This window comes from Ferrigenium straubiae (assembly GCF_051257895.1).
GTDB classification, from domain to species: Bacteria; Pseudomonadota; Gammaproteobacteria; order Burkholderiales; family Gallionellaceae; genus Gallionella; species Gallionella straubiae.
Genome location: NZ_CP194331.1, coordinates 241,093 through 265,988, shown reverse-complemented (window position 1 = coordinate 265,988; position 24,896 = coordinate 241,093). Strand labels below are relative to the sequence as shown.

Annotated in this window: 32 protein-coding genes and 1 pseudogene; 9 read left to right on the top strand and 24 right to left on the bottom strand. The window is 51.4% G+C overall.

The window, feature by feature from the left end; all coding sequences use genetic code 11:
• Nucleotides 1-4: 4 nt before the first annotated feature.
• The 11 genes from ACRRNM_RS01310 to ACRRNM_RS01260 form a co-directional block, all read right to left on the bottom strand.
• Entirely contained in the window at nucleotides 5-220 is a 216-nt protein-coding gene (locus ACRRNM_RS01310) for a hypothetical protein (RefSeq protein ID WP_435626446.1), read from the bottom strand.
• 10 nt (nucleotides 221-230) lie between these two features.
• Nucleotides 231-737: a BCAM0308 family protein gene (locus ACRRNM_RS01305; protein WP_435626445.1), complete on the bottom strand. Its 507-nt coding sequence runs from the start codon at nucleotides 735-737 to the stop codon at nucleotides 231-233.
• 78 nt (nucleotides 738-815) lie between these two features.
• Nucleotides 816-1,148: a hypothetical protein gene (locus ACRRNM_RS01300; protein ID WP_435626444.1), complete on the bottom strand. Its 333-nt coding sequence runs from the start codon at nucleotides 1,146-1,148 to the stop codon at nucleotides 816-818.
• 93 nt (nucleotides 1,149-1,241) lie between these two features.
• Nucleotides 1,242-1,709 carry an Hsp20/alpha crystallin family protein gene (locus ACRRNM_RS01295; protein ID WP_435626443.1) on the bottom strand — a complete coding sequence of 156 codons (468 nt, stop codon included), beginning with the start codon at nucleotides 1,707-1,709 and terminating at the stop codon, nucleotides 1,242-1,244.
• Between the two features lie 32 nt (nucleotides 1,710-1,741).
• Nucleotides 1,742-1,948, bottom strand: coding sequence for a cold-shock protein (locus ACRRNM_RS01290; RefSeq protein ID WP_435626442.1), 207 nt, complete (start codon nucleotides 1,946-1,948; stop codon nucleotides 1,742-1,744).
• Between the two features lie 4 nt (nucleotides 1,949-1,952).
• Entirely contained in the window at nucleotides 1,953-2,216 is a 264-nt protein-coding gene (locus tag ACRRNM_RS01285; protein ID WP_435626441.1) for a hypothetical protein, read from the bottom strand.
• A gap of 221 nt (nucleotides 2,217-2,437) precedes the next feature.
• Nucleotides 2,438-3,073 carry a response regulator gene (locus ACRRNM_RS01280; RefSeq protein WP_435626440.1) on the bottom strand — a complete coding sequence of 212 codons (636 nt, stop codon included), beginning with the start codon at nucleotides 3,071-3,073 and terminating at the stop codon, nucleotides 2,438-2,440.
• A 188-nt stretch (nucleotides 3,074-3,261) separates the two neighbouring features.
• The gene (locus tag ACRRNM_RS01275; protein WP_435626439.1) at nucleotides 3,262-4,617 is read right to left on the bottom strand and encodes an FAD-dependent oxidoreductase; all 1,356 of its coding nucleotides are present in this window, start codon (nucleotides 4,615-4,617) and stop codon (nucleotides 3,262-3,264) included.
• Nucleotides 4,618-4,987: 370 nt separating this feature from the next.
• Nucleotides 4,988-5,359 carry a hypothetical protein gene (locus ACRRNM_RS01270; RefSeq protein WP_435626438.1) on the bottom strand — a complete coding sequence of 124 codons (372 nt, stop codon included), beginning with the start codon at nucleotides 5,357-5,359 and terminating at the stop codon, nucleotides 4,988-4,990.
• A gap of 27 nt (nucleotides 5,360-5,386) precedes the next feature.
• Nucleotides 5,387-7,264, bottom strand: a complete 1,878-nt coding sequence (locus tag ACRRNM_RS01265; RefSeq protein ID WP_435626437.1) for a pyruvate kinase — start codon at nucleotides 7,262-7,264, stop codon at nucleotides 5,387-5,389.
• Nucleotides 7,265-7,438: 174 nt separating this feature from the next.
• On the bottom strand, nucleotides 7,439-7,987 hold the full coding sequence (locus tag ACRRNM_RS01260) for a DUF2062 domain-containing protein (protein ID WP_435626436.1): 549 nt from the start codon (nucleotides 7,985-7,987) through the stop codon (nucleotides 7,439-7,441).
• Between the two features lie 330 nt (nucleotides 7,988-8,317).
• Between ACRRNM_RS01260 and ACRRNM_RS01255 the strand changes: the two genes are divergently transcribed.
• The 3 genes from ACRRNM_RS01255 (at nucleotide 8,318) to ACRRNM_RS01245 (ending at nucleotide 11,879) form a co-directional block, all read left to right on the top strand.
• Nucleotides 8,318-9,223 carry a cation diffusion facilitator family transporter gene (locus tag ACRRNM_RS01255; protein ID WP_435626435.1) on the top strand — a complete coding sequence of 302 codons (906 nt, stop codon included), beginning with the start codon at nucleotides 8,318-8,320 and terminating at the stop codon, nucleotides 9,221-9,223.
• A 78-nt stretch (nucleotides 9,224-9,301) separates the two neighbouring features.
• Nucleotides 9,302-10,072, top strand: a complete 771-nt coding sequence (locus ACRRNM_RS01250) for a ComEC/Rec2 family competence protein (RefSeq protein ID WP_435626434.1) — start codon at nucleotides 9,302-9,304, stop codon at nucleotides 10,070-10,072.
• 58 nt (nucleotides 10,073-10,130) lie between these two features.
• The gene (locus ACRRNM_RS01245; protein ID WP_435626433.1) at nucleotides 10,131-11,879 is read left to right on the top strand and encodes a recombinase family protein; all 1,749 of its coding nucleotides are present in this window, start codon (nucleotides 10,131-10,133) and stop codon (nucleotides 11,877-11,879) included.
• Nucleotides 11,880-12,417: 538 nt separating this feature from the next.
• On the opposite strand, the gene ACRRNM_RS01240 is transcribed toward ACRRNM_RS01245, so the two are convergent.
• From ACRRNM_RS01240 to ACRRNM_RS01225, 4 genes are all read right to left on the bottom strand, one after another.
• Nucleotides 12,418-12,645 (bottom strand): hypothetical protein, encoded by a 228-nt coding sequence (locus ACRRNM_RS01240; RefSeq protein ID WP_435626432.1) that lies wholly within the window; start codon nucleotides 12,643-12,645, stop codon nucleotides 12,418-12,420.
• Between the two features lie 368 nt (nucleotides 12,646-13,013).
• Entirely contained in the window at nucleotides 13,014-13,469 is a 456-nt protein-coding gene (locus tag ACRRNM_RS01235) for a hypothetical protein (protein ID WP_435626431.1), read from the bottom strand.
• 110 nt (nucleotides 13,470-13,579) lie between these two features.
• Nucleotides 13,580-14,068 (bottom strand): hypothetical protein, encoded by a 489-nt coding sequence (locus ACRRNM_RS01230; protein WP_435626430.1) that lies wholly within the window; start codon nucleotides 14,066-14,068, stop codon nucleotides 13,580-13,582.
• A 358-nt stretch (nucleotides 14,069-14,426) separates the two neighbouring features.
• Nucleotides 14,427-14,672: a hypothetical protein gene (locus ACRRNM_RS01225; protein WP_435626429.1), complete on the bottom strand. Its 246-nt coding sequence runs from the start codon at nucleotides 14,670-14,672 to the stop codon at nucleotides 14,427-14,429.
• Between the two features lie 151 nt (nucleotides 14,673-14,823).
• On the opposite strand from ACRRNM_RS01225, the gene ACRRNM_RS01220 reads away from it, so the two are divergent.
• Nucleotides 14,824-15,684: a hypothetical protein gene (locus ACRRNM_RS01220; protein WP_435626428.1), complete on the top strand. Its 861-nt coding sequence runs from the start codon at nucleotides 14,824-14,826 to the stop codon at nucleotides 15,682-15,684.
• On the opposite strand, the gene ACRRNM_RS01215 is transcribed toward ACRRNM_RS01220, so the two are convergent.
• The 4 genes from ACRRNM_RS01215 to ACRRNM_RS01200 form a co-directional block, all read right to left on the bottom strand.
• The gene (locus tag ACRRNM_RS01215) at nucleotides 15,650-15,793 is read right to left on the bottom strand and encodes a hypothetical protein (protein ID WP_435626427.1); all 144 of its coding nucleotides are present in this window, start codon (nucleotides 15,791-15,793) and stop codon (nucleotides 15,650-15,652) included. The two genes, ACRRNM_RS01220 and ACRRNM_RS01215, sit on opposite strands and share 35 nt — an antisense overlap.
• Nucleotides 15,794-15,888: 95 nt before the next feature.
• Entirely contained in the window at nucleotides 15,889-16,311 is a 423-nt protein-coding gene (locus ACRRNM_RS01210) for a very short patch repair endonuclease (protein WP_435626426.1), read from the bottom strand.
• A 20-nt stretch (nucleotides 16,312-16,331) separates the two neighbouring features.
• Nucleotides 16,332-17,087, bottom strand: coding sequence for a hypothetical protein (locus ACRRNM_RS01205; RefSeq protein WP_435626425.1), 756 nt, complete (start codon nucleotides 17,085-17,087; stop codon nucleotides 16,332-16,334).
• A 126-nt stretch (nucleotides 17,088-17,213) separates the two neighbouring features.
• Nucleotides 17,214-18,155 carry a DNA cytosine methyltransferase gene (locus ACRRNM_RS01200; RefSeq protein WP_435626424.1) on the bottom strand — a complete coding sequence of 314 codons (942 nt, stop codon included), beginning with the start codon at nucleotides 18,153-18,155 and terminating at the stop codon, nucleotides 17,214-17,216.
• A gap of 88 nt (nucleotides 18,156-18,243) precedes the next feature.
• On the opposite strand from ACRRNM_RS01200, the gene ACRRNM_RS01195 reads away from it, so the two are divergent.
• Nucleotides 18,244-18,615, top strand: coding sequence for a hypothetical protein (locus ACRRNM_RS01195; protein ID WP_435626423.1), 372 nt, complete (start codon nucleotides 18,244-18,246; stop codon nucleotides 18,613-18,615).
• A gap of 32 nt (nucleotides 18,616-18,647) precedes the next feature.
• Here ACRRNM_RS01195 and ACRRNM_RS01190 read toward each other — a convergent pair whose 3' ends face one another.
• Nucleotides 18,648-18,995, bottom strand: a complete 348-nt coding sequence (locus tag ACRRNM_RS01190; protein WP_435626422.1) for a hypothetical protein — start codon at nucleotides 18,993-18,995, stop codon at nucleotides 18,648-18,650.
• Between the two features lie 295 nt (nucleotides 18,996-19,290).
• On the opposite strand from ACRRNM_RS01190, the gene ACRRNM_RS01185 reads away from it, so the two are divergent.
• Nucleotides 19,291-19,893, top strand: a complete 603-nt coding sequence (locus ACRRNM_RS01185; protein WP_435626421.1) for a tyrosine-type recombinase/integrase — start codon at nucleotides 19,291-19,293, stop codon at nucleotides 19,891-19,893.
• 235 nt (nucleotides 19,894-20,128) lie between these two features.
• Here the strand turns inward: ACRRNM_RS01185 and ACRRNM_RS01180 are convergent, their stop codons facing one another.
• On the bottom strand, nucleotides 20,129-20,572 hold the full coding sequence (locus ACRRNM_RS01180) for a helix-turn-helix domain-containing protein (protein WP_435626420.1): 444 nt from the start codon (nucleotides 20,570-20,572) through the stop codon (nucleotides 20,129-20,131).
• Between the two features lie 195 nt (nucleotides 20,573-20,767).
• Between ACRRNM_RS01180 and ACRRNM_RS01175 the strand changes: the two are divergent.
• Nucleotides 20,768-21,040: pseudogene (locus ACRRNM_RS01175) on the top strand (integration host factor subunit beta); the annotation flags it as partial.
• 269 nt (nucleotides 21,041-21,309) lie between these two features.
• On the opposite strand, the gene ACRRNM_RS01170 reads toward ACRRNM_RS01175, so the two are convergent.
• A complete protein-coding gene (locus ACRRNM_RS01170) occupies nucleotides 21,310-21,771 on the bottom strand; it encodes a thermonuclease family protein (protein WP_435626419.1) in 462 nt (153 codons plus the stop codon).
• Between the two features lie 32 nt (nucleotides 21,772-21,803).
• Nucleotides 21,804-22,067: a type I restriction endonuclease subunit M gene (locus tag ACRRNM_RS01165; protein WP_435626418.1), complete on the bottom strand. Its 264-nt coding sequence runs from the start codon at nucleotides 22,065-22,067 to the stop codon at nucleotides 21,804-21,806.
• A gap of 173 nt (nucleotides 22,068-22,240) precedes the next feature.
• Between ACRRNM_RS01165 and ACRRNM_RS01160 the strand changes: the two genes are divergently transcribed.
• A complete protein-coding gene (locus ACRRNM_RS01160) occupies nucleotides 22,241-22,678 on the top strand; it encodes a DUF6641 family protein (RefSeq protein ID WP_435626417.1) in 438 nt (145 codons plus the stop codon).
• 78 nt (nucleotides 22,679-22,756) lie between these two features.
• On the top strand, nucleotides 22,757-24,355 hold the full coding sequence (locus tag ACRRNM_RS01155) for a DNA internalization-related competence protein ComEC/Rec2 (RefSeq protein WP_435626416.1): 1,599 nt from the start codon (nucleotides 22,757-22,759) through the stop codon (nucleotides 24,353-24,355).
• Between the two features lie 3 nt (nucleotides 24,356-24,358).
• Here the strand turns inward: ACRRNM_RS01155 and ACRRNM_RS01150 are convergent, their stop codons facing one another.
• Nucleotides 24,359-24,823: a hypothetical protein gene (locus ACRRNM_RS01150; protein WP_435626415.1), complete on the bottom strand. Its 465-nt coding sequence runs from the start codon at nucleotides 24,821-24,823 to the stop codon at nucleotides 24,359-24,361.
• Nucleotides 24,824-24,896: the final 73 nt, after the last annotated feature.

Genomic DNA, 24,896 nt, shown 5'->3' with positions numbered 1-24,896 from the left:
ACCGTCAGGCCTGTCTCGCCATGGTGCCGCGCAGACCGGCCACCATGCTCCCGAAGAGAAATAGCTTGCTGTTTCCGGCTTTCGCCATCGGGCGAAAACGAAGGATGTTCACCGGGTGAATATCCGTTGCCTGCAGTCCGGTTGCTTCCAGAAAACAGTCAGGCGGAAAATCGGGATAAAACCCGGGCTGTTTCGACAGAGGTGAATACAGGCTTTGCAAGCCAGTTCACCTAGTGCGTCCAGCTTACGCGCAACAAGTTCTGTTCCGGGTTGTAGTGGAATTCCAGTTCGCCCTGATAGGCATGATGCAATGCCTCGCCCATGCCACGAGCGAGATGGATATCGGTGGTGGTCACGAGCGTCGCACCGCCTTTCTCCTCCTCAACCGCCATGATGCGTTTGAGCGGATGCTCCGCCCGTTCGTGTTTTTCATGGTTGCGCACGAGATGCATGATTTCATCGCGGTGGGACTGGAAGAACTCACCTTTCAGGGTGAGGTATCCGGCGGGATAATGGTCGTGGATACGATGGCAGGCAGGACAGATTTCCCGATGCGCGTCTGCCGGAGCTGCGAGCCACTGCCAACGCCCTTCATGAAAAACCGCACCGCATAGAGAGCAAACGGTAGGCTCCTGCAGCTTGCCCTTGGCCTTGTAGGCATCATGCACGCGCTCCTGGAAAATGCCATCGTGCCGCTGGATTTGACGGAAACCGTCGTAAGTGGCTGGGTGTCTCATAATAAATTTTCCCTGATAGTTGATCGCATGGTCGCCCATGCCTCTTACCCACACTTCATGGTGCACTCGCCTGGCTGATCAGTAACCGCCGGGAGAACCCCCACCCATGCCCCCGCTCCTGGCCGGAGGGTCGTCAGGGAGAGTCACTCCGCGTTTACTGGCTCGTTCCTTCATGCGCTCGTGATGCTCCTTGCGGATTTGCTCGCGTTCTTCGGCAGTTTTTGCGGCACGCATTTTGGCGCGATGCTCGGAACGCTCCTTCCGCATCATCAACTGGCTGCCGTATACCTGCTCCTGTTTTTGCGCCTTGGATTGCCGTTGTGTGCCTTCCTTGTCGTCTGCCAAAGCAGAACCGCCCGTAAACGCCAAAGCGCCGCTTATTGCAGTTATCGCCAATATTCGCTTCAACATGATTTCCTCCAGTAAATTGTGCCTTGCATATCTTGTTCAGCCGCCATATTGGCTGCGTGCAATTCCGTGAGTGTCTTCCGGCGGCGCCGCATTTCACGAAATGTGGATTTCCTTGCGTGCAGACCCGGATTTCCTGGGCAAGGTAAGCTCGAGCACGCCGTTGCTGTATTTGGCCTCAACCTTGCTCTGGTCAATCTCGTCAGCCAGACTGAAACTGCGCGAGGCCATGCCGTAACTGCGCTCGCAGCAGATCGTCCGTTCGCTTTCCTTTGCCTCCTTTTCCTGCTTGATCTCGGCGCTGATGGAAACCTGGTTGCCATCTATGGTCACGTGGATGTCATCCTTGTTCACGCCGGGAATTTCCGCCTTGACCAGGTATTTTCCATCCGCCTCTTTCACATCCATCCTGATCTGCGGCTCGAAATCCACCCCTTCGCGAAATAACGGGCGCATCATGAACCTGTTAAAGATATCGTCCATACCACCGAATGGGTCGAAACGCTTGAGTAGCGAGGAACGCGGGAAATCGTTGAATGGATCATGGCGTGTGATGCCGTTCATGCTGTTTCTCCTTGTCGATGTCGATAAAACAATCATTGAGCCATTTGAATGTTGGAAGCCTGCTTGCCCTTGGGACCCTGCACTACGTCAAAGCTGACCTTCTGGCCTTCCTTGATGGACTTGAAACCATTCATGCTGATCGCGGAAAAGTGCGCGAACAAATCTTCGCCGCCATCATCGGGGGTGATGAAACCAAATCCCTTTGCATCGTTAAACCATTTAACTGTACCGGTTGCCATGTGACTATCTCCTTGCTGATAAAACAGGAACATTCCTGCGATTTTGCACGGTACTGCCGTCGAGGCAGCTCGCAAAAAAAGCCTGGCTACCCGTGTTTGCGTTGGAGTGTTTTTCCGCCGGTAGCTGTTTGTTGATCAGGGGGCGCACCACTTTTTGCGAAGTGGCATCCGTATCCTCGACAAACGACCATTCGCTGGACCAGCAAATGCTCCCGCCACACCGTTTGCCGGCATCCCTGGTCTCGGTTGCAGTCATATTGCGGTTCATACTCCCAACTCCTTTCGTAGCCGCCGTGAGAAAATCGGGTGCAGATATCCGGATTCACTCGTCGCATGCGGTGGTGCGGCAATTAAAAATCACTTCAGAGGGAGGTTGATTATGCTCGGATGAGCAATAGTGGCACATCGGGAATTACTGATTCTGCCATCGGTATAAATGCCGATAGGGGTAGGGATTTCTCTAACCGGTGAGCAAGTTAACTTGATGAATTACTGAAATAAATCATACTGGACGGCATAGCGCACCAGTTCCGCCGTGCTGCCGGCCTTCATCTTTTCCATCAGGTGCTGCTTATGGGTGCTCACCGTCTTGTTGCTGATGGCAAGCTGATCGGCAATTTCGTTGACCCGCTTGCCCGCAATCAGCATGCGAAACACTTCAAATTCCCGGTCCGAAAGCAGGGCATGAGGCGCGCGCTGTTCGGGAAATACCGCATCGAACGCGAGTTGTTCGGCCAATACAGGATCGATATATTTGCCGCCGCCAGCCACCTTGCGTATGGCTTCGAGCAGGATTTCCGGATCGCTGTCCTTGACGATGAAACCGGCGGCCCCGGCCTTGATCGCGCGAAAGGCCACCTGCGACTCGTTGTGCATGCTGAAGACAAGAATGGGCAAGGTTGCGCGATATGCCTTGATGCGTTCGATCAGGTCCATGCCGCTGACGCCAGGCATGACCAGATCCATCATCAGCAAATCGAAATGCGCGGGACTGCGCAGGTGCTGGATGACCTCAGCACCATCGGCCGCCTCCGCCGTCACATCGATATCCTTGGTCAAAGCGAGGACTTTTTTCAGTCCTTCGCGCACAATGGCATGATCGTCGACAATCAACAGGCGAATCATAGGGTGACCCCTTGTGTTTGATTGGAATGCGGAGAAAAACTACGCTTCCTTTCGACCGCGTGCTGCAATTTCAATCTTTCCAGCAGGGAAGAATACACCATGTGTGCGGCAAAAATCACCCCGCGCAACAGAAATATCCGATTCCAACTTCTGTCCGCGCACATGAGGCGGCCGCCAGCTGCCGCAACTCAGGGCCGGCCAAGCAGCGCGAGCATCGCCTCGACGTCGGTGATCTTGTCACGGGGAGCGCCGCGCCGCTCCCCGCGCGCCACCTCCACGTCATCGAGCCTTTTCCAGTCATCGAAAGAGACGATTTGCACCCCGCGCTCACGCAGCAGGAAATCGATCGTTTCGGGCTCCGGCAGCTCCCGCGCCTCGAGTCCCGCACCGTCGGCGATCATGTGCTCCACGACATGGGCGGATGCACCCTTGTGCGAGCCGATGAGCCCATGCGACCCGGTACGCGCCCAGCCGACAACGTATTCGTTGGCAACCACGGCGCGGCTGACGGGGTCGATGACACGCCCGTCTTCGTTGGCGATGACCTGCGCCGTTTCGTCGTGCGGGACCCCGGCGATCCGCTTCGCGGCAAACCCGATCGCGGGCAGCACCATCCCGACATCAAGGGTCTCGACCTCGCCGGTGCCGCACGCGATAACCGTCCCATCCGGCCGGGTTTCGAGGCAATTCTTTTCGAGCACCAGACCTGCTACCTTGCCGTCGGCATCGGCGATCACCTCGGTCGGCGAGACGCGAAAGCGCAGGTGCAGTTTTTTTGCTTTCGCAGCAGGCTGCCGCACGGCGAAGGACTGGAGGATCTTCAGGTTCTTCTCCTGCTGCGAATTAGCCTCTGCATCAGGAATGGCGCAGCCCGCGAGTTCTTCGGGTGCGACAACCGGATCGACATCTTCCATCTCGCCGAACTCCTTGAGTTCGGGCGGCGTAAACGAGGCCTGCTCCGGCCCGCGCCGCCCGAGGATGAAAACCTCGCGCACCCGGCTGTTGCGCAGCGCCTCCAGCGCATGTGCGGCGATATCGGTTTTTTCCAGTTCGGCAGGGGTGCGCAGCAAAATCCGGGCAGCGTCGATGGCGGCGTTGCCGTTGCCCACCACCGCGACGCGCGACACCGACAGATCGATCTGCGCGTGGCGGTAGTCGGGATGCCCGTTGTACCAGCCTATGAATACTGTCGCCGGGGTACAGCGCGGGATGCCTTCCCCAGGAATGCCGAGGCGGCGATCTGCCTCGCTGCCCACCGCGTAGACGATCTGGTGGTAGTGGCGGCGCAAATCCTCCACCGTCATGTCACGCCCGAGGCACACATTGCCCAGAAACCGGAAGGTGGGGCGCGCGGCGGTCTTGTCGTAAACGCGGGAGACAGTCTTGATGCTCGGATGATCGGGTGCAACGCCACCCCGCACCAGCCCGTACGGGGTGGGGAGGCGATCGAACATGTCGACATGGACGACTGTATCAGTGCGCCTGAGCAGCGCCTCTGCGGCATAGAAGCCGGCAGGCCCGGAACCGATGATCGCGACGCGCATGTATCACCTCCACGGCGAGTGAGAATTATCCGCTATGCTGTGCGCTCCGTAAGACAGACGCCGACAGCTGATCTTCCTCATACACCCATATCAATTTCGGAATGCTACCGGTATCGTGCCATTCATCTGCATAATGCTGGATGGCAACTTGGCTTACCAAAATACCCCGTCTCACCCCCTCGGTAGCGAGATCTTCAACTGTCAGACGCGCAGAGCCGGCGGCACCGGTCTGGTGGAATGCCTGATGAAAACCATCGGGTGCCCATGGGCGCTGTCCTTCGGCGATACGCGCTATTGCAAACACCCGTCCGTAAAAAAGCTCGCCGATCCGGATCAGTCATAACAGATTCGCAGACTTTCCGTATGGCCTTTAAAGTCCGTTAGGGCCGCTGCCCCCGCTATCCCGATCCTTGAACGAGCAAGTGCCTTCTTGGATATGCCCCTTGTAATGATCCTCGAACGCATGGCAGATGTCCGGCTTGAATAGCCACTCCAGTTCGGACGAGGCATAACGCGTCACGTCAACCGGAAACTCCTGCTCCTGGTAGACCTCGACGATCTGCACCTCGCCGGGCTTGATGCCTTTCTTGTGCAGGTATTCCACCAGGCCGCAGATCGTGTCCGCCTGATAGGAGTTGTACTCCTCGCTCCCCTCGAACAGACGCACCCTCGCCTCGTAGGTATAGGGCAGGCTCTTGTCGTACTTTGATTTCGGACCCAGTATTTTTTCAATCAAACCCATGGCAGTTCTCCTTTCAGGATAACTATATCACCAATGCAGCGCACGGAACTGCGCGGTCTTTTTCAGCTGATGGTGCTGCATGCGGCTCACCACGTTGTCCAGGATATCCAGCGCGTGGAATAGATACGGCCCCTTGTTGAGCATCACGCACTCGGCGCGCTCCGCCATCGCGGCATCGGTGATCTCGGCGCGCGACGGAATGTCCTGCTTGACCATGTTCTCCAGCACCTGCGTCGCCCAGATCACCGGCACATGCGCCGCCTCGCACAGCCACAGGATTTCCTCCTGGATTTCCGCGAGCCGGTCGTAGCCGATCTCCACCGCCAGGTCGCCGCGCGCGATCATCACGCCGAACGGGTGCCGCCCGGCGCCGTGGGCGATGATTTCCGGCAGGTTGCGCACCCCGGCTGGCGTCTCGATCTTGGCGACGATGCCCATGTCCGGCTTACCGCGCGCGCGCAGCTCGGCGCTCAGCCTGTCCATATCTTCCGCGCCTTGCACGAAGGATAGCCCGACGAGGTCGGCGATCTCCACGGCACAGTCCAGCGCGCTCAGGTCGTCGTCGTTCAGGATCGGCAGTACGATCTTGCTGTCGGGGAAATTGAGGCCTTTCTCCGCGCCGATAACCTCTCCCTGCTGGCGCGCGCGCGTGATGCGCAGGCACGCGCCCTTCTTGTCCACTTTCTCGATGGCCGCACCGATGCGCCCATCGTCGATCCACACCTTGTGTCCGGCCTTGAGAAAGGCGAACACCCCGGGCTCGCTGCATGAGATATGCGCCGGCTTGATGATCTTGCCGTCGGTATCGCGTTTTTCCGGCTTGCCCGCAACATCCTCGCGCGTGAGCAGCAGCAGGTCATCCTGAAACACGCGTATCTTCGCCGGCGGCGGGACGAACTCGCCGCTCGGCGCCGTGGCGGCGGCGCCCTTGTTGCGCTTGGCTTCATGCCGCAGGGATGTGCCGATGCCGATATACGCGCCCGCTTCGCAGGTGGCCAGCACCTCGATGGGCGACAGCCGTTCCGCAACCAGCAGGCGGCGCTCGCGCTTGCGCAAATCCTCAAACAGGATGCTGTCCCCAGGCTTTATTTTTTCCAGCCACGCGGCGGGAACGCTGAGGCGCGCCGGGACGCGCTGGCCGATCTTATTGACCGCTGCGCCGCAGCCGGGCGCGCCGGATGCATCAAGGATCACACGGGCCGGCTGCACCACCCGGCCGCGCTCGTCGCGCTTGATCCCGAGGTGCAGCACCGTCGGGCCGGCAGTCACGAATGAAGTGCGCAATTTGGGCCCGGCCAGATCCATCAAAACCCTGCACGGCCGCCCGGTTTCCTTTTCCGCGCGGCGCACATGCGCGGCCATGTTGCGCCATGCCGCATCGTTGTCGTGCGCGCAGTTGATGCGCGCGCAATCCATGCCGCGCACCACCAGGTCACGCACGTACAGGTATTCCTCGGCCGCCTCGCTCGGCAGCGTCACCATGAAGCGCGTCCAGCGTTTCTGCGGCGGCTCTCCGAGCAGCAGGGCGGTATGCCGTTTCAGCAGGGCCTGTTCGCGCCCGATGGCACGCGCCGAATCCGGGACATAGCGCACCGGCCGCGCCTCGCCGACCATATGCCGCAGCACCTGGATCACCGAGTCCAGCGTCGGCAGCACATGCGCCTCGCAGCGCCCCAGCGACGACAGGCCGAGCATGGCGAGCTGCTGCTGCAGGGCGCGCAGGTCATGGCGGCGCAGGCCGACATAGGCGGCGAGATTGGCTGCGCTGGGAATGAAGGTGCGGTTTTTCAGGTGCGGACGCCACTTGCGCAGCAAGTCCTGCTGGGTTTCTTCCACATCGGCGCGCAGGGTCTGCACCGCCTCCAGCAGTTCGCGCAAATCGAATGTCGCTCTCGTGTAAGCCATGTCTGCCCCGCTTATTGATCCGACACAAACTACAGAAAAAAACTGTTTACCACGAAGGGCACGAAGAACACGAAGAGAGCCGGATGACTTTTCAAAGCGCCGATCCATTCTTGCGGGGAAGTCGCCGTGCCGCAATACACTGAACCCTTCGTGCTCTTCGTGGTGCAGGTCTTACTACCCCTCAGCCATCCGCCGCCGCTTCCTGGCGCGCCACTTCAAGATCACCGCCGCGCGCCACGCCAAGCGCACCGCGAAGTATCCGGCGACAGACAGCCCCAGGGCAAGCAGCGGCAAGCCGATCAGGAAGGGCTTGCCGAGCATCGCCAGCCAGTCCCACAGGCCGGTCGCCCAGTTGTTCCAATGCAATTCCGGAAACGACGGTTGCACCACTGCCGCACCGCTGCGCACGCCGCTCACCCACGCACCGAGTTCGTATGCCAGCAAATATAGCGGCACGATGGTGAAGGGGTTGGTGTACAGCGTGGTGAATGCCGCCACCGGCAGATTGACGCGCAGCAGCACCGCCAGCAGCACTGCGGAAATCATCTGCAGCGGCCCGGGGATCAGCCCGCAGAACAGGCCGATCGCCACCCCGCCCGCCACCGAACGGCGATGCAGATGCCACAGGTTGGGATGGTGCAGCCAGCTGCCGAACGGCTTGATCCAGGGATGGCTTTTCACCATCTCGTGGTGCGGCACGAATCTGCGGAAAAATTTGCGCATGGCTTCATTCTACCAGCCGTCCTGCCCGCATAATCCCGGAAACCCGAAAACGGCGGCCAAACCACGAAGGCTACGAAGAACGCAAACACTGTGAATCCCGTCATTCCTGACTTGACCATGAATCCAGCTAAAACCAATATCGGCGTACTCTGCGCGCCACCGGATGCCGGTCTGGCCGTCACCCCGGCGCAGGCCGGGGCGGTATGGCAGTGCTACTTAATTCGTGCTGCATGATCTCCGTGTCCTTCGTGGTGAAGGGTTCTGGATAAAAGCCCCGTTTCATCAAATATGAAATAATGCGCACCTCATTCGCATTCTCGACGACCGGACATGCCACCTACCTCACTGAAACGCTACGCCTACCTTTCCATTGCCGCCGCGCTCGCCACCATCCTGCTCAAGGGCGTGGCCTGGTGGTTGACCGGCTCGGTCGGCCTGCTGTCCGACGCACTCGAGTCCTTCGTCAACCTCGCCGGAGCGCTGATGGCGCTGGCCATGCTGTCGCTCGCGGAAGCGCCCGCGGACGAAGAGCACGCGCACGGGCACGGCAAGGCTGAATATTTCTCCAGCGCCTTCGAAGGCTTCCTCATCCTCGTCGCCGCGGCCAGCATCGGCTACGCGGCGGTGAACCGCCTGCTCCATCCGCAGGCGCTGGAATCCGTCGGCATCGGCCTGGCCGTATCGGTGGTCGCCTCGCTCATCAACCTCGCCACCGCGCGCATCCTGATGACGGTTGGGCGCCAGCACAATTCCATCACCCTGGAGGCGGACGCCCACCACCTGCTCACCGACGTGTGGACTTCCGTGGGCGTGATCACCGGCGTCGGGCTGGTGTGGCTGACCGGTTGGCTGTGGCTCGACCCGGTGATCGCGCTACTGGTCGCCGCGAACATCGTGTGGACCGGCTGGCAACTGCTGCACCGCTCCGCCTCCGGCCTGATGGACGAGTCGATTCCGGAGGAACGGCGCAAGGCCATCGAGGCCGTGCTCGAAGACTACCGCCGGCAGGGGCTGGATTTCCACGCCCTACGCACCCGGCAGGCCGGCATGCGCGCCTTCGTCACGCTGCATGTGCTGGTGCCCGGCGCGTGGACGGTGCAGCAAGGCCACGACTGGCTGGAAAAAATCGAAACCGACATCATGCATGCCGTGCCCCGCGCCCATGTGACCACCCATCTCGAACCGCTGGAAGACCCCACGTCCCTGTCCGACGAGGCGCTGGATCGCATCGCTTAGGAAGAATCCGTAACACCTCAAGCCGCGCTGCCGTTTTTTTGTGGCCATTCCCTTGCCGACTTTGCGCTAATCTAGTGCATGGTCGTCTTCGCCATTTTCTTCACGCTGGGCGTGTGGCTGCTGCAACAGCAGGCCGCATTGCCTGATTTTGCGTGGGCGTGGCTGCTGCCGCTCTTCCTCTTCACCCTTTTCTTCCTGCCCCGCGACAAGCAGCTTGCCCGCTATCTCCGCTTCCTGCTGCTCGCCGCCCTGGCCTGCGGGGCAGGCTTTTACCACGCCGCCTGGCAGGCCGGAGAGCGCCTTGCCGTGAGCCTGCCGGATGAATGGCAGGGGCGCGACATCGAGGTGGTCGGCGTGGTCGCAGAGCTGCCGCGCCGCCACGAGCGTGGTTTGCGCTTCGGCTTCGACGTGGAGCAGGTCGTCACGCCGCAGGCCTTCGTGCCGCCGCGCATCTACCTCAGCACCTATTCCGACGACAAGACGGAGCCGTTCGAACTCAAGGCCGGGGAGCGCTGGCGGCTCACGCTACGGCTCAGGCAGCCGCACGGCACGGCAAACCCGCATGGTTTCGATTTCGAGCTCTGGGCGCTGGAACGCAACATCCGCGCGACAGGCTATGTACACAACAAGGGCGATAACCGGCGCATCGACGAACTGGCGGACGGCCCCGGCTACCGCGTCGAAACCTGGCGCGAGGCGGTGCGCGACAGGTTCGATGCCGCGCTCGGCGGCGCGCCCTATGCCGGGGTGTTGAGCGCACTCGCGATCGGCGACCAGAACAGCATCCCGCCAGAGCAGTGGCAGGTGTTCACGCGCACCGGGGTCAACCACCTCATGAGTATTATGTAACCATTAAAACATCTTTTCTGTACAATTCAATTTTACGTAACCCCTGCCAGAGCGAAGAGTGCCAAAAGCATATTCATACATCAGATTTTCATCAACAATCCAGCAAAAGGGCGATTCGCTAAAGCGACAAACCGTCCTTCGAGAAGTGTATTTAGCACAACATCCCGAACTCGAACTGGACACTACTCTGAATCTGACGGATTTAGGTGTTTCAGCATACGACAAATCAAATATTACAAAGGGAGCATTAGGGTATTTTCTAACGGCGGTCAAGGAGGGGAAGATTGAGCAAGGCTCATATTTGCTGGTTGAAAGCTTAGATAGATTATCTCGTGCTCAAGTAATGGATGCTCTTGAGGTTTTCTTAAGCATTTTAAATGCAGGGATCACAATAGTTTCACTTACTGATGGGATGGTCTACAGCAGACAAGATGTGAACGATAATTTTACGAGTTTGATTATGTCTATCGTAATCATGAGTCGAGCTACAGAGGAATCAGCTGCAAAAAGTGTACGAATACGTCGCAACTGGGATGTTAAACGAGAAAATATAGATAAAAAGCGATTGACTGCTCGCTGTCCATATTGGATGAAGCCGACTTTAGATGCAACAGGCTTTGAACTTATTCCAGAACGTGTGAAAGTAGTTAAGAGAATTTTTGATATGGCAAAAGACGGGATTGGAAATAGCACTATAACGAAGCGATTGAATGAAGAAGGAATACCACCATTTTCCAGTAAAACAAATGGCTGGAACCCTTCGTATATTCAGAAAATGTTTAGCAGCAAAGCCTTGTATGGTGAGTTTCAAATGCATTTGCAACGCAACCGTGAGATTACTTCAGTATGCGAGCCAATAGCTAATTACTATCCAGCTATCATGAGTAAAGAAGAGTGGTTATTAGTTAATTCTATCCGTGTTGATAGGCGGACAAGAGGTGGTGTAAGCAAGGGTAAGAATTTGAGCAATTTGTTTTCTGGGCTACTGCGTTGCGGGTACTGTGCTGGTTCGATGGTAATGGGTGGATATGTCAATAAAAAACCAGATGGGACACGTCGAGAAGCGAAGTATGTTGCTTGCAGCAATGCTCGCCGTGGCTTGGGTTGCCGTTTTATACAGTGGGATTATTCAGAGCTTGAGCTTCAAATTATCAACTTCTGTAGATCGGTAGATTTCGCCGCTGCAATGAATAAACAATCTACAAGTAGTGCGGAAATTGAACATGCTCAAAAAAAGGTAATTGGCATAGAAGTCGAAATAGCAGATCAAGAATCAAAACTGAACAATCTGCTTGTTGCGATTGAGGATAATAAGGATGCAATACCAAAAACAGTAATGCGACGAATTTCTGAAATTGAGGTTGAGCTTACAAGCTTGAAAAATGAAAAGGAGTTGGCAGAATTTAACGCAGCTCGACTTGCATCTAATGCAGCAACACAGTCTCTGCAACAAGATGCCATAACTGAGTTAACTAAGCAGCTTAAAAAGCTGGACGGGACAGAACTCCACGATTTACGAATCAGGTTGTCAGAACGGATAAAAAGAGCAATTTTGCAGATTTATTTGTTCCCTATTGGCAGTTGGATTTCAGACGAAAAGCGTAAATTACAAGAAATTGAATTCCTTAAACTGGGCTTCACAAAAAGGCAGATTAAAAAGTATCACGATAGTTTGGGTGCGGCATCAGTAAAGGCAAACAGATTCATATTCATATTTTTTGAGAATGGAGAAAATCTGCGTGTGAGCGAAAATAATGTATTACACAACTTCAAACTTCTTTCAATTGACGAATATCTGAAGCAATGATTTTGGTGACCTTAGAGGCATTAATTGTAACGAGTTAAGGAATTCCATTGCGATGATGAGAAAGTGCCCCAAAACGTCACCAGTGATGCTCTACGGTCAAGATTAAGATCGACTCTGCAAGACAGTTAGCAATGTTCCAATTTGAACAGTGCCAAAGAAAATGCCCTGCTTGTTATCGACAGGGCATTTTCGTTTCATCGTTGCGTGTTCGCTTCCTTGAATTTCCATAGAGCATGGCGATAAATGAAAGCTGGTGAAGTTCGCCATTTCTTAGCGTAATCGAGTACCCAGTTATGTAGCTCGACGGGCAGTCTAATGCTGGTTGAATGTTGATCAGGTTTTGTCATGGTTATTCCTTTATAGCGACGAGGGTTAATGTGCCAGATGTACTTATTAGCGACTTGATATTGGCGATGAATACATTTAATTCTTTTTGATCTCGTACTTCGTTACAGATTATTTTCTTCACGCTGATTGCGTTGATAGCTTTCACTAAATCGTTCCTGTTATTGATTTTGACTTGAAGCATATGGATTCCTTAGTGATTAGACATAGTTGCTGTCAGGGTTAACGTTCCAGAAGATGAATCGATCAGTGATTCAAGCTCGTCAACGAAACGTACGAAATCTGTTTTGCTAGCAATTTTGTTCATCTTGATGTTCTCTACGTTACTGGCATAGATGACGTCCAGTAAATATCTGGCGTTCTTTATATTGATGCTAATCATGTTGAGTTCTCGTTGGTCTTTAGTTTTGACTTGAATCATGTTGATCTCCTTTATTGGTTGTTGTTATTGGATTACTGAATGAGTGAGTGACTGTGCTTGTCTGTGCTTGTCAGTATCGTTCAGTGTGTGTGTCTCTTGTCTGTGCTTGTCTGTCTCTATCTGTCACTGTCTGGATTGATCAGTCTTGTTACATGGTTCCAGTGATTAAGTAATCCAGTAATCCAGTGTTTACAGATATTCTAGATACACTTAATCCTATGGGGTTTCACCATAAGATTTCACTTTGCTCAATAATATATTTGCCGAGTTCGCCTCAGGCTTCACGTACTAATAATGTAGAGTGGCAGCATTCAAACTGCCGATTTGAAACAGATAATGTATTTACCGAGATCGTCGGCGTTCAAGATTTAAAGCATGACAATGTTCAAATTGTCGTTTCGTAGCAAATAATTCGTGTCTTTCACGATGTAAGCTATTCGTCCAGCGGCTTCACCAATGTCCTGTACGTCAACCATCGTTCCAAAATGATCGAAGAATCCAATTGTTTTGTACCAGTGCTTGCGGACATAACTATTCATTTCAGGCAATGTTCTGTCTGTTTCATCTTGAAGAGCTACGATTAAATGAGCGTGTAGCATTCCGTCTACTTTGCCAGTTTCAATTGCTGCGATGATTTTCAGACGTTTTTCTTTACGTTTATATGCTCGGCTGTAGCAGAAATCGTTCAACTTATGAGCGATTTTGCTCAAGTCTTGCTCGAACTGAATCACGTCATTTTTAAAAGCATTCAGCGTGATGAAATAGCCTTTGGAATCGATAGAAAACTCGCTCGACAAGTCGGAAATCAGTTTATTTTTGTCCATTTTTCAGCTAGTCACTGTATTTAATTGTGTATAGATGTATTTATACGAGACGCACGGAAAAGCGAGCAATATTTCAAAAATATTGCTCGCTTTTATTCAACGATAATTGCTTAGGACTTGGAGCAATTCTTTATCGATTCAAGAATCCACTCAGCAACTTCTGGATTGCCAGTTTCTGAATAATATTCGTAATCATCGTAGCTACAGATTTTCACGAAATACTCATTAACGAAGCAATCGAATCCATTTTGCTCATTTACTAAAGCAGCAGGAAGCACTGAAATTTCATTTTTTTGAAGTTTCAGCAAATCTAGATAAATTTGATAAGCGAGACACGTATAACCAATTTCATAAACCAGCCTTGCGGAGTCGATTGAATGAATTTTTGAGAATTCGTAATTTCGTTCAAGAGCAGCGTTAAATTCAATTTCGCACTTTTCGTGAGGATTTTGAATTCCAAATAAATCTACGATTTGCTGAGCTGAGGTGAAATCATTGCTGGTGTCATCGAAATTCCAGATAATTTTATTAATTCCGAACGGAAAACCAGTTAAATGGGTCTTTGTTGCGGCGTTGAATATTGCGGTATTTTTACTCATTTGAAACTCCTTTATTGAAGGTAAATATTCAGATAACTCGTTGATATAACTTATTTAACCTGACAATTACATTGTCTCAAATAAGCGAATTAACAAGAATTGCCGTTTATTTGTTCTTTTAACCTGTTAATGTTTAATATGCCTTGACGATGAAAATCATCAACAAAATGACTGCTCAGAACCAGCGTTAAACTGTCTATGTGTTGCTGGCGTAATTGTTTGATGCGGAGTGCTGCCTGCCGTGTGGATAGCGGCAATTTGACGATGGTGAATAGAACAAAAAACGACCGATTAATGACAGGTAGATTTGTCATTAATCGGTCGTTTTGACGCAAAGTTTATTTGCGTCGTTGGCGGACTATGACCGCAAATCAACTCTACAACTTACCTCTTTGAGTATTTTGGGTAGTAGTCGGCTTGGATATTTCTTTATATATTCTTCGGCAATGGTCATCAAAAATGGTGTATGTAAAATTATGCCATTTTCGACAAATTTTCTAGCTTCAGGGCGTTGTATACAATGAATTGGCAATTTGAATTCGGAAGTTAGTTTGTTAAGTTCATCAAGTTTTGCTACTGTTAATTTTTTTCTAAATACGCTCATTTTAAATCTCCATTATGTTAGTTAAAAATCGAACAAGCAATTCATTAACTGCATGTTTTCTCGACTTAATTAAGTATACGATTTAAGCGAATTAAACTGAATTGCCGCTTAAATTAACCTTTAAACTGTTAATAAGTGCTATGCTTCGGCTATGGAAACCACTAAGAAAAGACCGTCAGGCAGACACTTTCCCTACCAGCACCCGACTTTCGGCACGAAAAGCAATCCAAAGACCGAATCGGCTTGGAAAAAGTCGGTGTATTACTGGTGGTGGGCGTACCTGAAGCGGAACGCTGAATACGTCGCTTGCTGTGAGAGTGGCGGCAAAGGAAAGATGGCAGCTTTGTATGCTGACTTCGGTGATATTCGAGGCAATGACTTCAAGGCATGGTGGGACGAAAAGCCCTTGCCGTTCGATGATAAACGAGGAGCTCAGCTTTTTGCGGAGCCACGGGCAGAAGATAGTTTCAGGGTTCTCCAGAAGGACGAGGTGGTCGCTGGTGACAGCGGGACGCTGGTCTTAAGTATTCCCCTTAACCTGCCGAAGAAATTCCTAGAACAGCATTTTAGGAAGCTTCTGAAAATTCATCATGAGGGACTGGACGTACAACCCAAGGGCGATGACAAGCGGGGGCATCAGTACGCCAAGCACAGCAACGCAACTTACAAATTCGTCGGTCAGCCAAATCCAGCAGGATTGGAGCTTACGCTGAAGATTTATGACTTCTGGATGGAGAATCCAGAAATGAAACTATGGGAAATTGGAAACGCCCTGCCCAAATTTATGGTTGCTCATAAGATCAAGTCGTCCGATAAGAATTCAACGGACAACAAGAATGTACTGGCAGCATCTGTCAGCCGCTATCTACGAAATGCTAAAAAAGATATCGAAGCAACGGGCAGAGGATGCTTTCTTTCAGAGAGACCGAAACCGAAACCGAAAGAGAAGAAAGTAACGACTGGCAGAGTGCATTTGCTCAGCGATCCGCCGAGCGTTCCAAAATCCTCCTAACGATCTTTTGTGTGCTGAGTTTTTCTGAGGTGTTGCGGTCTGTTGCTTTGCTTTCGGCAATCTTCTTCTGTTCGGCGTTGTAGATAACCCATTCTTTGAATCCCATCATTTTGCTTCTCCCTAAATATTTTCACGGGCAATGAAGTATGCCACTATTAATATTTATCTAACCACTCAACAGTTATGAGTAGTTCGAAGCTAATTTCAATTCATTGGCTTTGTCAGTTTGGCAGCCAATTTGCTCACAGTTTTGGGCAGAGTTTTGTTAATCTCACATTCCCAAACAACCAGAACTCTCCAGCCCATTTTCTTTAGTGCTGCTTTAGATTGACGGTCTCTTTCAACATTCCGTTCCAATTTTGATACCCAATACTCGACCCTAGACTTTGGCATTCGTCCACCTTTACACCCCTTATGCTGATGCCAGAAACAGCCATGTACAAAGATCACGGAATGGTATTTTGGCAAAACGATGTCTGGTTTACCTGGCAAACTAGCTACACATAACCTAAAGCGGAATCCCAAGCGGTGCAAAGCCGACCTAACCAATATTTCAGGTAAAGTGTCTGACGATCGAACTTTGCTCATTATTTCACTGCGTTTACTTGGAGAAAAACTGTCAGCCATAAGGTCGCTTCCACAGACAGTTACAGCACCGAATAAAAAGTGTCATCAAATCCAATTTGCTTCAGAACCGCCTCGCTAGAAATTTCTTTGGGCTTTTTGATTGAAAGTTTTAATACATTAAGAGGAACATCTTCGACTATGGTGAATTGTGAACCATGAGGCTGCCAAGTGAATTTGTGCACGCCTTGTGAGTTAAAGCCTTCAAGGTTGTTATTTTTATTCCATTTCCAAGAATACTGATCCACCGGATAGAGGTCTGTATCAAATTCGAAGACCGCCACCTTAGAAAGGTCTTTATCCTTAATTAGGACAGCCGTTCTCAAATTGGTGAATTTTGCCCTTACCTCTTTAACTCTACTATTCCATATTTCAAGCACCATCCCGCCAACCAAATTTGGATCATGTTTCTTTCTGTCAACCGCTTTATCGAAAGAGTACGCTGGGGAGTTTCTTCCCGAAATCAATCTCACGGTTCGATTAGTTTTCTTAGTTGGAGATGTTGCAACCTTGCCCTTAACAGTTTTTGCCCCCCAAGCTGTAGACGATTGAATATGAGTTATATCGTCCAAGCCCACATTGGATGGTGACCATTGGGCATTTATGCATTCCGCAAAAATTCTCTCCCAATCTTTCCCCTCCAAGTCGGCATTACTTCGAGTGGCAAGATGCACACAAATGTGCTGCGCTAGCTTCTTCTTAAATTCTGCGGGAAACGAATTTAACGGGTATAGCGGGTTGCTTTTGACGGCTTTTCTTAATTTGGGTATCTGATTCACTTTGGGTAACCTTCGGACTGAAAGATATCAGACCTCAGACTACCTCATTTATATCAAATACTGAAAGCATCCTTTATGTGCATTTGGTATTCCTGCCAACCAAGGATATCGCCCTTTAGGATAATTTCATCTTTTCGATTTACTTGGATTCTTGTGCTTAAGCATTTTGATCATCTCGCCAGCAATGTATTGAATTACGGGGACAGAAACAGAATTCCCAGCTACTTTCCTAAGCTGTGAATAAGGGATGTTGATCTTAAAATCATCTGGGAAGCCTTGCAAACGCAACATTTCTCTATCGGTGAGCCTTCTTACCCCATTGACGACCAGATAGTTATAACTGCCCCCTGCCCTCAATGCGCATGAATAAGGCAAAGCGGAAATGTTGCCTCCTATGTTTTCATGCCATATAGATGGGTAAGGCGCATTTGGTTTTACTGCCTTTATACGCTTTTCTTTCAACCGCTCGCTCAGAAAATAGTTAGCATCAACCTCGCCATCCGGCAGTAGCACTTCTGATAGAGGCTTGTAATAACCCAAAGGCTTGGGAAATTCAAAGGGGAGCTGATCTAAGAATCCGACAATGTATATCCGCTCACGTTTTTGCGGAAGACCGTAGTCAAGGGAGTTCAAGACTTTAGAATAAACTGTATAACCGATTTCCCTAAGCCTTTTCATAATGACAGAGAATGTTTGCCCCCCATCATGAGTTGTTAATCGCTTAACATTCTCTAACAAGAAAGCCCGTGGTCGTTTTTCAGCAAGAATAGCTTCAATGTTAAAAAACAAAGTGCCTCTGGTGTCAGAAAACCCCAAGCCCTTCCCGGCTATTGAAAATGGTTGGCACGGAAAACCAGCCAATAAAATTTCGTGATCAGGAATCTCTTTAGGCGGGATTTCGTTGATGTCCCCGAATGGCTTATGCCCAAAGTTCTCTTCATACATAGCTTGAGCGTATTTATCCCACTCGGAAGCAAGTACGGTGACGCATCCATGCGCCTCAAAGCCCAATCGAATCCCACCGATGCCAGCGAACAAATCGATGGTTCTAAATTTTTTAGCTGTCATTATGCGATGCAAACAGTGAAATCATTTTGATAAAAAATTGCCATATAATGAAAAACTATATTCATAATATTTAAGCGGGTACCAAAATATGATTATGAAAATTCAATCCAAAGACGAATGGACTGCATTCAAACAATGGCAAATAATGGAACTGAGTCTCTCCCCCAAGGTTGCGGCAGATAATCTTTCTAGGTGCAGGCGCATTGAGAAAATATTTTCAATTAACCTCAAGGCTACAACACGCAATGAGAAGGACTATCTCATTTTGATGGATAAAATTGGTATCTATGCTCATAAAACCAGTCGAAGCAGATTCTCAGCCTATGCTTTATCAGCTTGCTTAAGGAGTGCGGCAAAAAAATACGCATTATTTTCTTGGGGCGAAAAAATTTCTAAATACCCTCGAAAAGTCTATACCAAAAACATCACTAAACTAACGGCTCATTCATCTGCACACTGAATCTAACAATCCAATTACTCATGACACTCTGCTCATTTGGGTAGTCCAAATGCCTCTCGTGCTCGCTGGATTAGTTCTGTCCACTGAGCATCGTTTCTAATATTTGCACCATACACTTTTTCATTAAATGGGTTGTCACTTAATAGCCACATTAAAAATTCTCGCTTGCTAATGTTAACCTTACCACCCTCTTTGCCCTTTGATAATCGTCCATCCCTACCCGGATATGCGAAAATTTTATCGCCATCCTCGTTGAGCTGAGATTCGTTCCAATTAAACAATATTTCGCTGAGATCACCTCGACCAAGGCTCAGAACGATGGCATCGAATGCCTTGCCAACATCGGCATTACTCATTGATGATTCATTCTTGCCAGCCATTTAATAAAACCCATTAAATCAGATAGTTGCATTATATACCAATCAACGGATTAAATTCCGTTTTTCTTTAAGCCACTAGCCGTAATTCCAGAGTTTAGATTCTAACAGCGGGTTTGTCGGCACGCTCTCGTAACAGCAAAAATCTCGATAATACGACTCGTTATAGAATATACAATATATAACGAGTCGCCATAATTGTATGTTTTACAAGGAAATAACTGCCTCGCAAAGCGGTGTACGTTAATTCGTCATTATATTAGAATTAACTTATATTCTTTTATAATGAGATTAAATTATGGCACTCGGCAAACAAGCAAAGGCATTAACCAAGCAACAAATCGATCTGGTCTATTCTTCCCTGTCCATGACACAGGACGTTCACCGAAACCGACTGATATTTTTACTGTCGATCAAAGCTGGACTACGAGCAAAAGAAATAGCTGCTTTGCGTTGGTCGATGGTTCTAGACGCTGACGGAAACATCGTCGATCAAATCGCCCTTGAGAATAGTGCCTCAAAGGGACAGTCAGGACGGGTCATCCCACTCAATAAGCAACTCAAGGGTCACTTGATCGAATCGTTCCAGAGTGCTTCCAAGCGTTCGTCAACGGCTACCCTTCACGGTACACAAATAATCCAGACGCAAAGAGGCAGCGGCACGACTGCTCAGGTCATCGTCAATATGTTTCAGGGGTGGTATGCCAAAGCGGGATTGATGGGTTGCTCATCGCACAGCGGTCGGCGAACGTTTATCACCAATGCGGCACGAAGAATTTCAACCGTTGGCGGCTCGCTCCGTGATGTTCAGTGCTTGGCGGGTCACAGCAGCTTACAAACAACACAGCGTTACATTGACAGTGACAGCGAAGCACGAAGAAAAGTTGTTGATCTGGTTTGAAACTCTCGTCATTTAAAGTGCGGTTGTCACCGATTACCTTTTTACTGTGCCCTGTATTTGCAATATGCCGACCATTGCATCTTGGTATAAAATAGCACCTGTACCTTCGGAACGTCGAGTTTTGGAGGCTCGGTGGTTCTTCGATATATCAACCGTATGCGCAATCTCTGTTTTGGACGCAGAGATTCCCTGCCAGGGGTTTACGGCTGAAATTTGGCAGGATTTCCCAAATTCTTCACTGCACTACTCCACTACTGACATCGTCATTGGTGAGCAATGTGCTCCTTGATTGGTGGCTTACAGCTCCCAATTCTTTTAGCTTAGCGACTATTCCGCTCAGATCGTACTGCGTAGTTGCCCGATGAACACTTCGGCGATCTGAAGCCCAAAATCGCTTAATAAGTTTCTTTTCTTCTAGTTTCTCAATATGCCGCTGCACTGTTCTTGCGGTTACGCCCATGCGTTTTGCCAGAGTCGATGCCCTTGGAAACGGGAATTGATCAACTTTCCACCATGACATTAAGAGATTCATCAACACTACGAGTTCACCATCTCCTATTTCTAATTTGTGCTGGTAACGCAACAACGCAGCAGGAATAACTACGAAGCCACTATTAAGAGCTTCTCCCCACTTGTTATGTAGCGAATAGTTATTTGGAGTTACTTGCTGATTCATCATGCTGGGCATTCTGCATTAATTTTAGGAGTAAATCAATGAATACTATTCAAGTACGACATATTCGTCGCTGTTTTTATCAAAATTGCTGTAATCTGGGGGAAAATTAAGCCCACCTTGAAGCGAGGTTGTCGATTTGGTTTGAATTCTTTATAGTCGCAGCCGCTTTTCATCTACCACCGAACAACAGCAAACCCAATGACACGTTCTGAACTCATCGCTCGCATCGCCGAGCAATTCCCGCAACTCCAATTAAAAGACGCTGAGTCTGCGGTTAAGGTAATCATCGATGCTATGTCCGCCTCGCTGTCGAAGGGCGAGCGTGTCGAGATTCGTGGCTTTGGCAGTTTCGGTTTGAATTACAAACCGCCACGCAACGGACGTAATCCAAAGTCGGGGGTTAGCGTGAAAGTGCCTGCCAAGTATGTGCCGCACTTTAAGGCTGGCAAGGAGCTTCGTGAGCGTGTGGATATGATTGAGTATCGAATTGACGGCTTCCATGTGGTCGATACAAGCACACCACCGAAAAGAATTCCTATCCGAGAAATTCTCGATTCTGAATGTTCTGAATTCAATAGGTCAAAATTGACCAATCAGCAAAGATGGGAAATTATTACTGAATTGGGGTTAGATCCGTTAACTGCTACTCTGGCTGCCTTATTTCGAACCAGTCATAGTGAACACAATGCTTCAACCGTAGCGAAACGTACGTATTCATTATTGAGCAAGTCTGTAGCAGCCTAACGCTTTGAATGCCGCCATTCCCACGGCGGAGTGGGATTACTGTCAGCCCACAGTCCAAGCCGTTGCGACTTGGCTTCATCTTCAAGCGGCAATAGCGTTTTGTCCTTCGAGTATTTCCGATACACCCACGCCATTCCCTGCTTGACCTGTTCAGCACTTACGTCAACGTCACCCTGATAGACCCTGCCGATTGTACGCTTGTACCTGTCTTGCCCCTGTTCGACTACTGACACCTGCTTGTCAAACACCAGTGCCGATAATGCTTGCTTCGACTTGTTGCCGAATGCCTGAGCTTTTTCGGGAGCATCAATTTCTGCCAGTCGCACTTTGTGCTGAATCTTGTTTTCGTCTAGTACAGTGATGGTGTCACCGTCAGCTACTCCGACGACATTGCCCGTGAAGTCAGCCCAAGCGGGAAAGGATAGAGTGAGGGCAAGTGTGGCGAGTAACAATTTCATAGATGGTGGCATCAGTTAGTGATGCCAGCATTCTAATACTCTTCCGCCAGCAGCAACGTAGTAACTGACCTGTCCCATTCGGTGATCACATACAGCTTCGTGCCGTTGACTGTATACCGTGACAAGATTCGTTCGCCATTTTTCACAGCATTGAGGTTTGCTTGTCGATCTTCATCATCAAGTTCAACGCTTTCAAGACTTTGATGCCGATACAGCAACGCTGAATATCCCAGTCCGTTTTCTTCCAGTATTGCCAACGCCGCTGGCGTAGCCACAACCTGTCCCAATTCAAACATAACTGCCTTTAATCTGGTTATTGTAGATAGGGCATTATATCTAAATAACCGTGTACGCTCAGATAGTTACTGGATATTATGCCTCTATGGATCATAACTAGACAAACATGGGTTATGCCTCATCTTTCGGTTGTTTTGCCGACTGCCTTACTTAATTATTGGAGGATTTTGAAATGACATTTCTCGACAAATTGAAGGTTGTAACCGCAGTTAAATCGAACAAGCTGCCGCCAGCGTTACATCGGCAAATCAGGGTGATTGAAAAACTTCGTGAACAGATCGAATGCGTGAAAGCGAAGACAGATGGGCGTGAGTACATCATCAAGCGTATGAGAACGGTCAAGTCGGAAACTGGCGAAAAGACTCAAGCTGAACACAATCACAAGATTCGCCCGTGGTGGTATCGGAACGCTGATGGCAAGCTGGTATTTGAGGTTCGCTATGCGAATAAACGGCTTGAATTGGCGAAAGGCAAGACGGGCATCGAGGTAGAAAACCTTGCCACTTTGATCCCCGCTATCGAATTACTGATGAAAGCGGTTGAAAGCGGCGAACTGGACAAGAGCTTGAGCACGGTCGCTACGAGCATTCGTTCTGAGCTTTCTAAGTAGTTGTTTTTATTAACTTGCTACATTCTTATTTAATGTTTTAATGGTTACTTTATTAGCATCTCCGGCCTGCATATCACCATGCTCGCCAGCCTCGGCTTCGCAATCTGTTACTGGCTGTGGCGGTGCAGCGCGCGGCTGACTTTATTCCTGCCCGCGCGCAAGGCCGCCGCCGTGGCTGCATTGCTTACGGCTCTCGGCTACGCGCTGCTGTCCGGCTTCGCCGTGCCCGCACAGCGCACCGTATACATGGTCGGCGCGGTCGCCGCCGCGCTGTGGCTGAACCGCAATTTCTCGCCCGGCCAGATCCTCTCCATCGCGCTGCTCGGCGTGCTGGTTCCCGACCCGTGGGCGGTGATGTCGGCGGGCTTCTGGCTGTCATTCGGCGCGGTGGCGCTGATCCTCTACGTCACCGCGCACCGGCTGGAAAAATCCCATTGGCTGGCGGAGTACACCAACGTGCAATGGGCGATGGCCGTCGGGCTGACGCCGCTGCTGCTCGGGCTGTTCCAGCAGGCCTCGCTGGTCTCGCCCATCGCCAACGCGGTCGCGATCCCGCTGGTGAGCCTCATCGTCGTGCCGCTCGCGCTGCTCGGCGCGGCGCTGCCCATCGAGGCGCCGCTGTGGCTGGCGCATCTCGCGATGGATGGCACGATGCGTTTCCTCGAATGGCTGAACGCCCTGCCGCAGCCGGTGTGGACGCAGCACGCACCACCTCCGTGGACTATCGTGGCCGCAATGCTGGGCGCTTTGTGGATGTTGCTGCCGCGCGGCTTCCCGGCGCGCTGGCTGGGTGTTCTACTGCTGTTGCCGATGTTCCTGAACAAGCCGGAAGCTCCCGCGCCGGGCGCGCTACGCCTGATCGTCTTCGATGTCGGGCAGGGGCTGGCAGTCGCCGCGCAGACCCGCAATCACGCGCTGCTCTACGACGCCGGCCCGGATTTTTCCGGCGAGGCCGACAGCGGCAACCGCATCCTGATCCCCACCTTGCGCGCGCTCGGCATCGCCGGACTGGATGGCCTGGTGCTCAGCCACGACGACAGCGACCACACCGGCGGCGCCGCCTCGGTCATGCAGGCGATGCCGGTCGGGTGGGTTTCGTCCTCGCTGGCTGCGACACATCCGCTGCTGCAATCGCCAGCCCTCTCCCCCACCCCCTCTCCCGCAAACGGGAGAGGGGAGCCAAGACGCTGCCGGGACGGCGAACGCTGGAACTGGGACGGCGTGCAATTCGAGATATTGCACCCCGCACCGGACAGCGGTGCGAAGAAGCCGCACGACAACGACCGGAGTTGCGTGCTGTGCATCGGCATCGGCAAGCACAGCGTGCTGCTGGCAGGGGACATCGAGAAGGAATCGGAAGCGCGCCTGATCCGGGAACATGCGGACAGGCTGTCCACCAGCCTGCTGGTCGCGCCGCACCACGGCAGCAGAAGCTCATCAAGTTTTGATTTCGTCGCCGCCACGCTGCCGGACTATGCGGTGTTCACCGCCGGCTACCGCAACCGCTTCGGCCACCCCAGGGAAGAGGTGCTGCAACGCTACGCCGACAGCGGCGCGGAACTGCTGCGCTCGGACGAGGACGGCGCGATCCTGGTCGAGATGAGCGCGCAGGGTTTGGAGGTGGAACGCTACCGCAAGACGCATCGCCGTTACTGGACGCATGCGCCGCGCCCGTGAGGCCTATTTTTTCTGGCCCGGGATGCCCCCGAAATTGCTGAAATTCTGCACCACGCTGGATGCGCCGTCCTGCGGAACCGCCTCCACTTCCTTTGTCGCATAGACGGTCATTATTTTCTTTTCTTCGTCGTAGATGGCCATCGGCACTTGACCCGCCTCCATGACCTTCTGAATCGCCTTCTTGACGGCCTGGTGCGATTCCGCGTTTTCTTCCGGCATGGGCAACTCTTCCTTGGACACCATGCCTATATGCAGGAAATCCGGCAGGCAGTTGGTGGGCTTGATCGGGGCGATGGTCGTGATGCCCCGCTTCCGCCCCCAATCGTCCGGTGTATCGTAATAGTGGAAGACGGCATGCGCGAAGGTCTTGGCCTCCGAGTCGTCCGGGCAGCTTATGTAGAAGATATGCTGGAATTTCTCCATGAGGAATCCCACCTCGTAAGTCTTGCCGTTCTGTTCCGCTGTCATTTCGTCCTGCCCTTTAAAATTTCGTTGATGAATCGTTTCTCCGGCGGCGATTATAACCCGACCCATCCGCTAT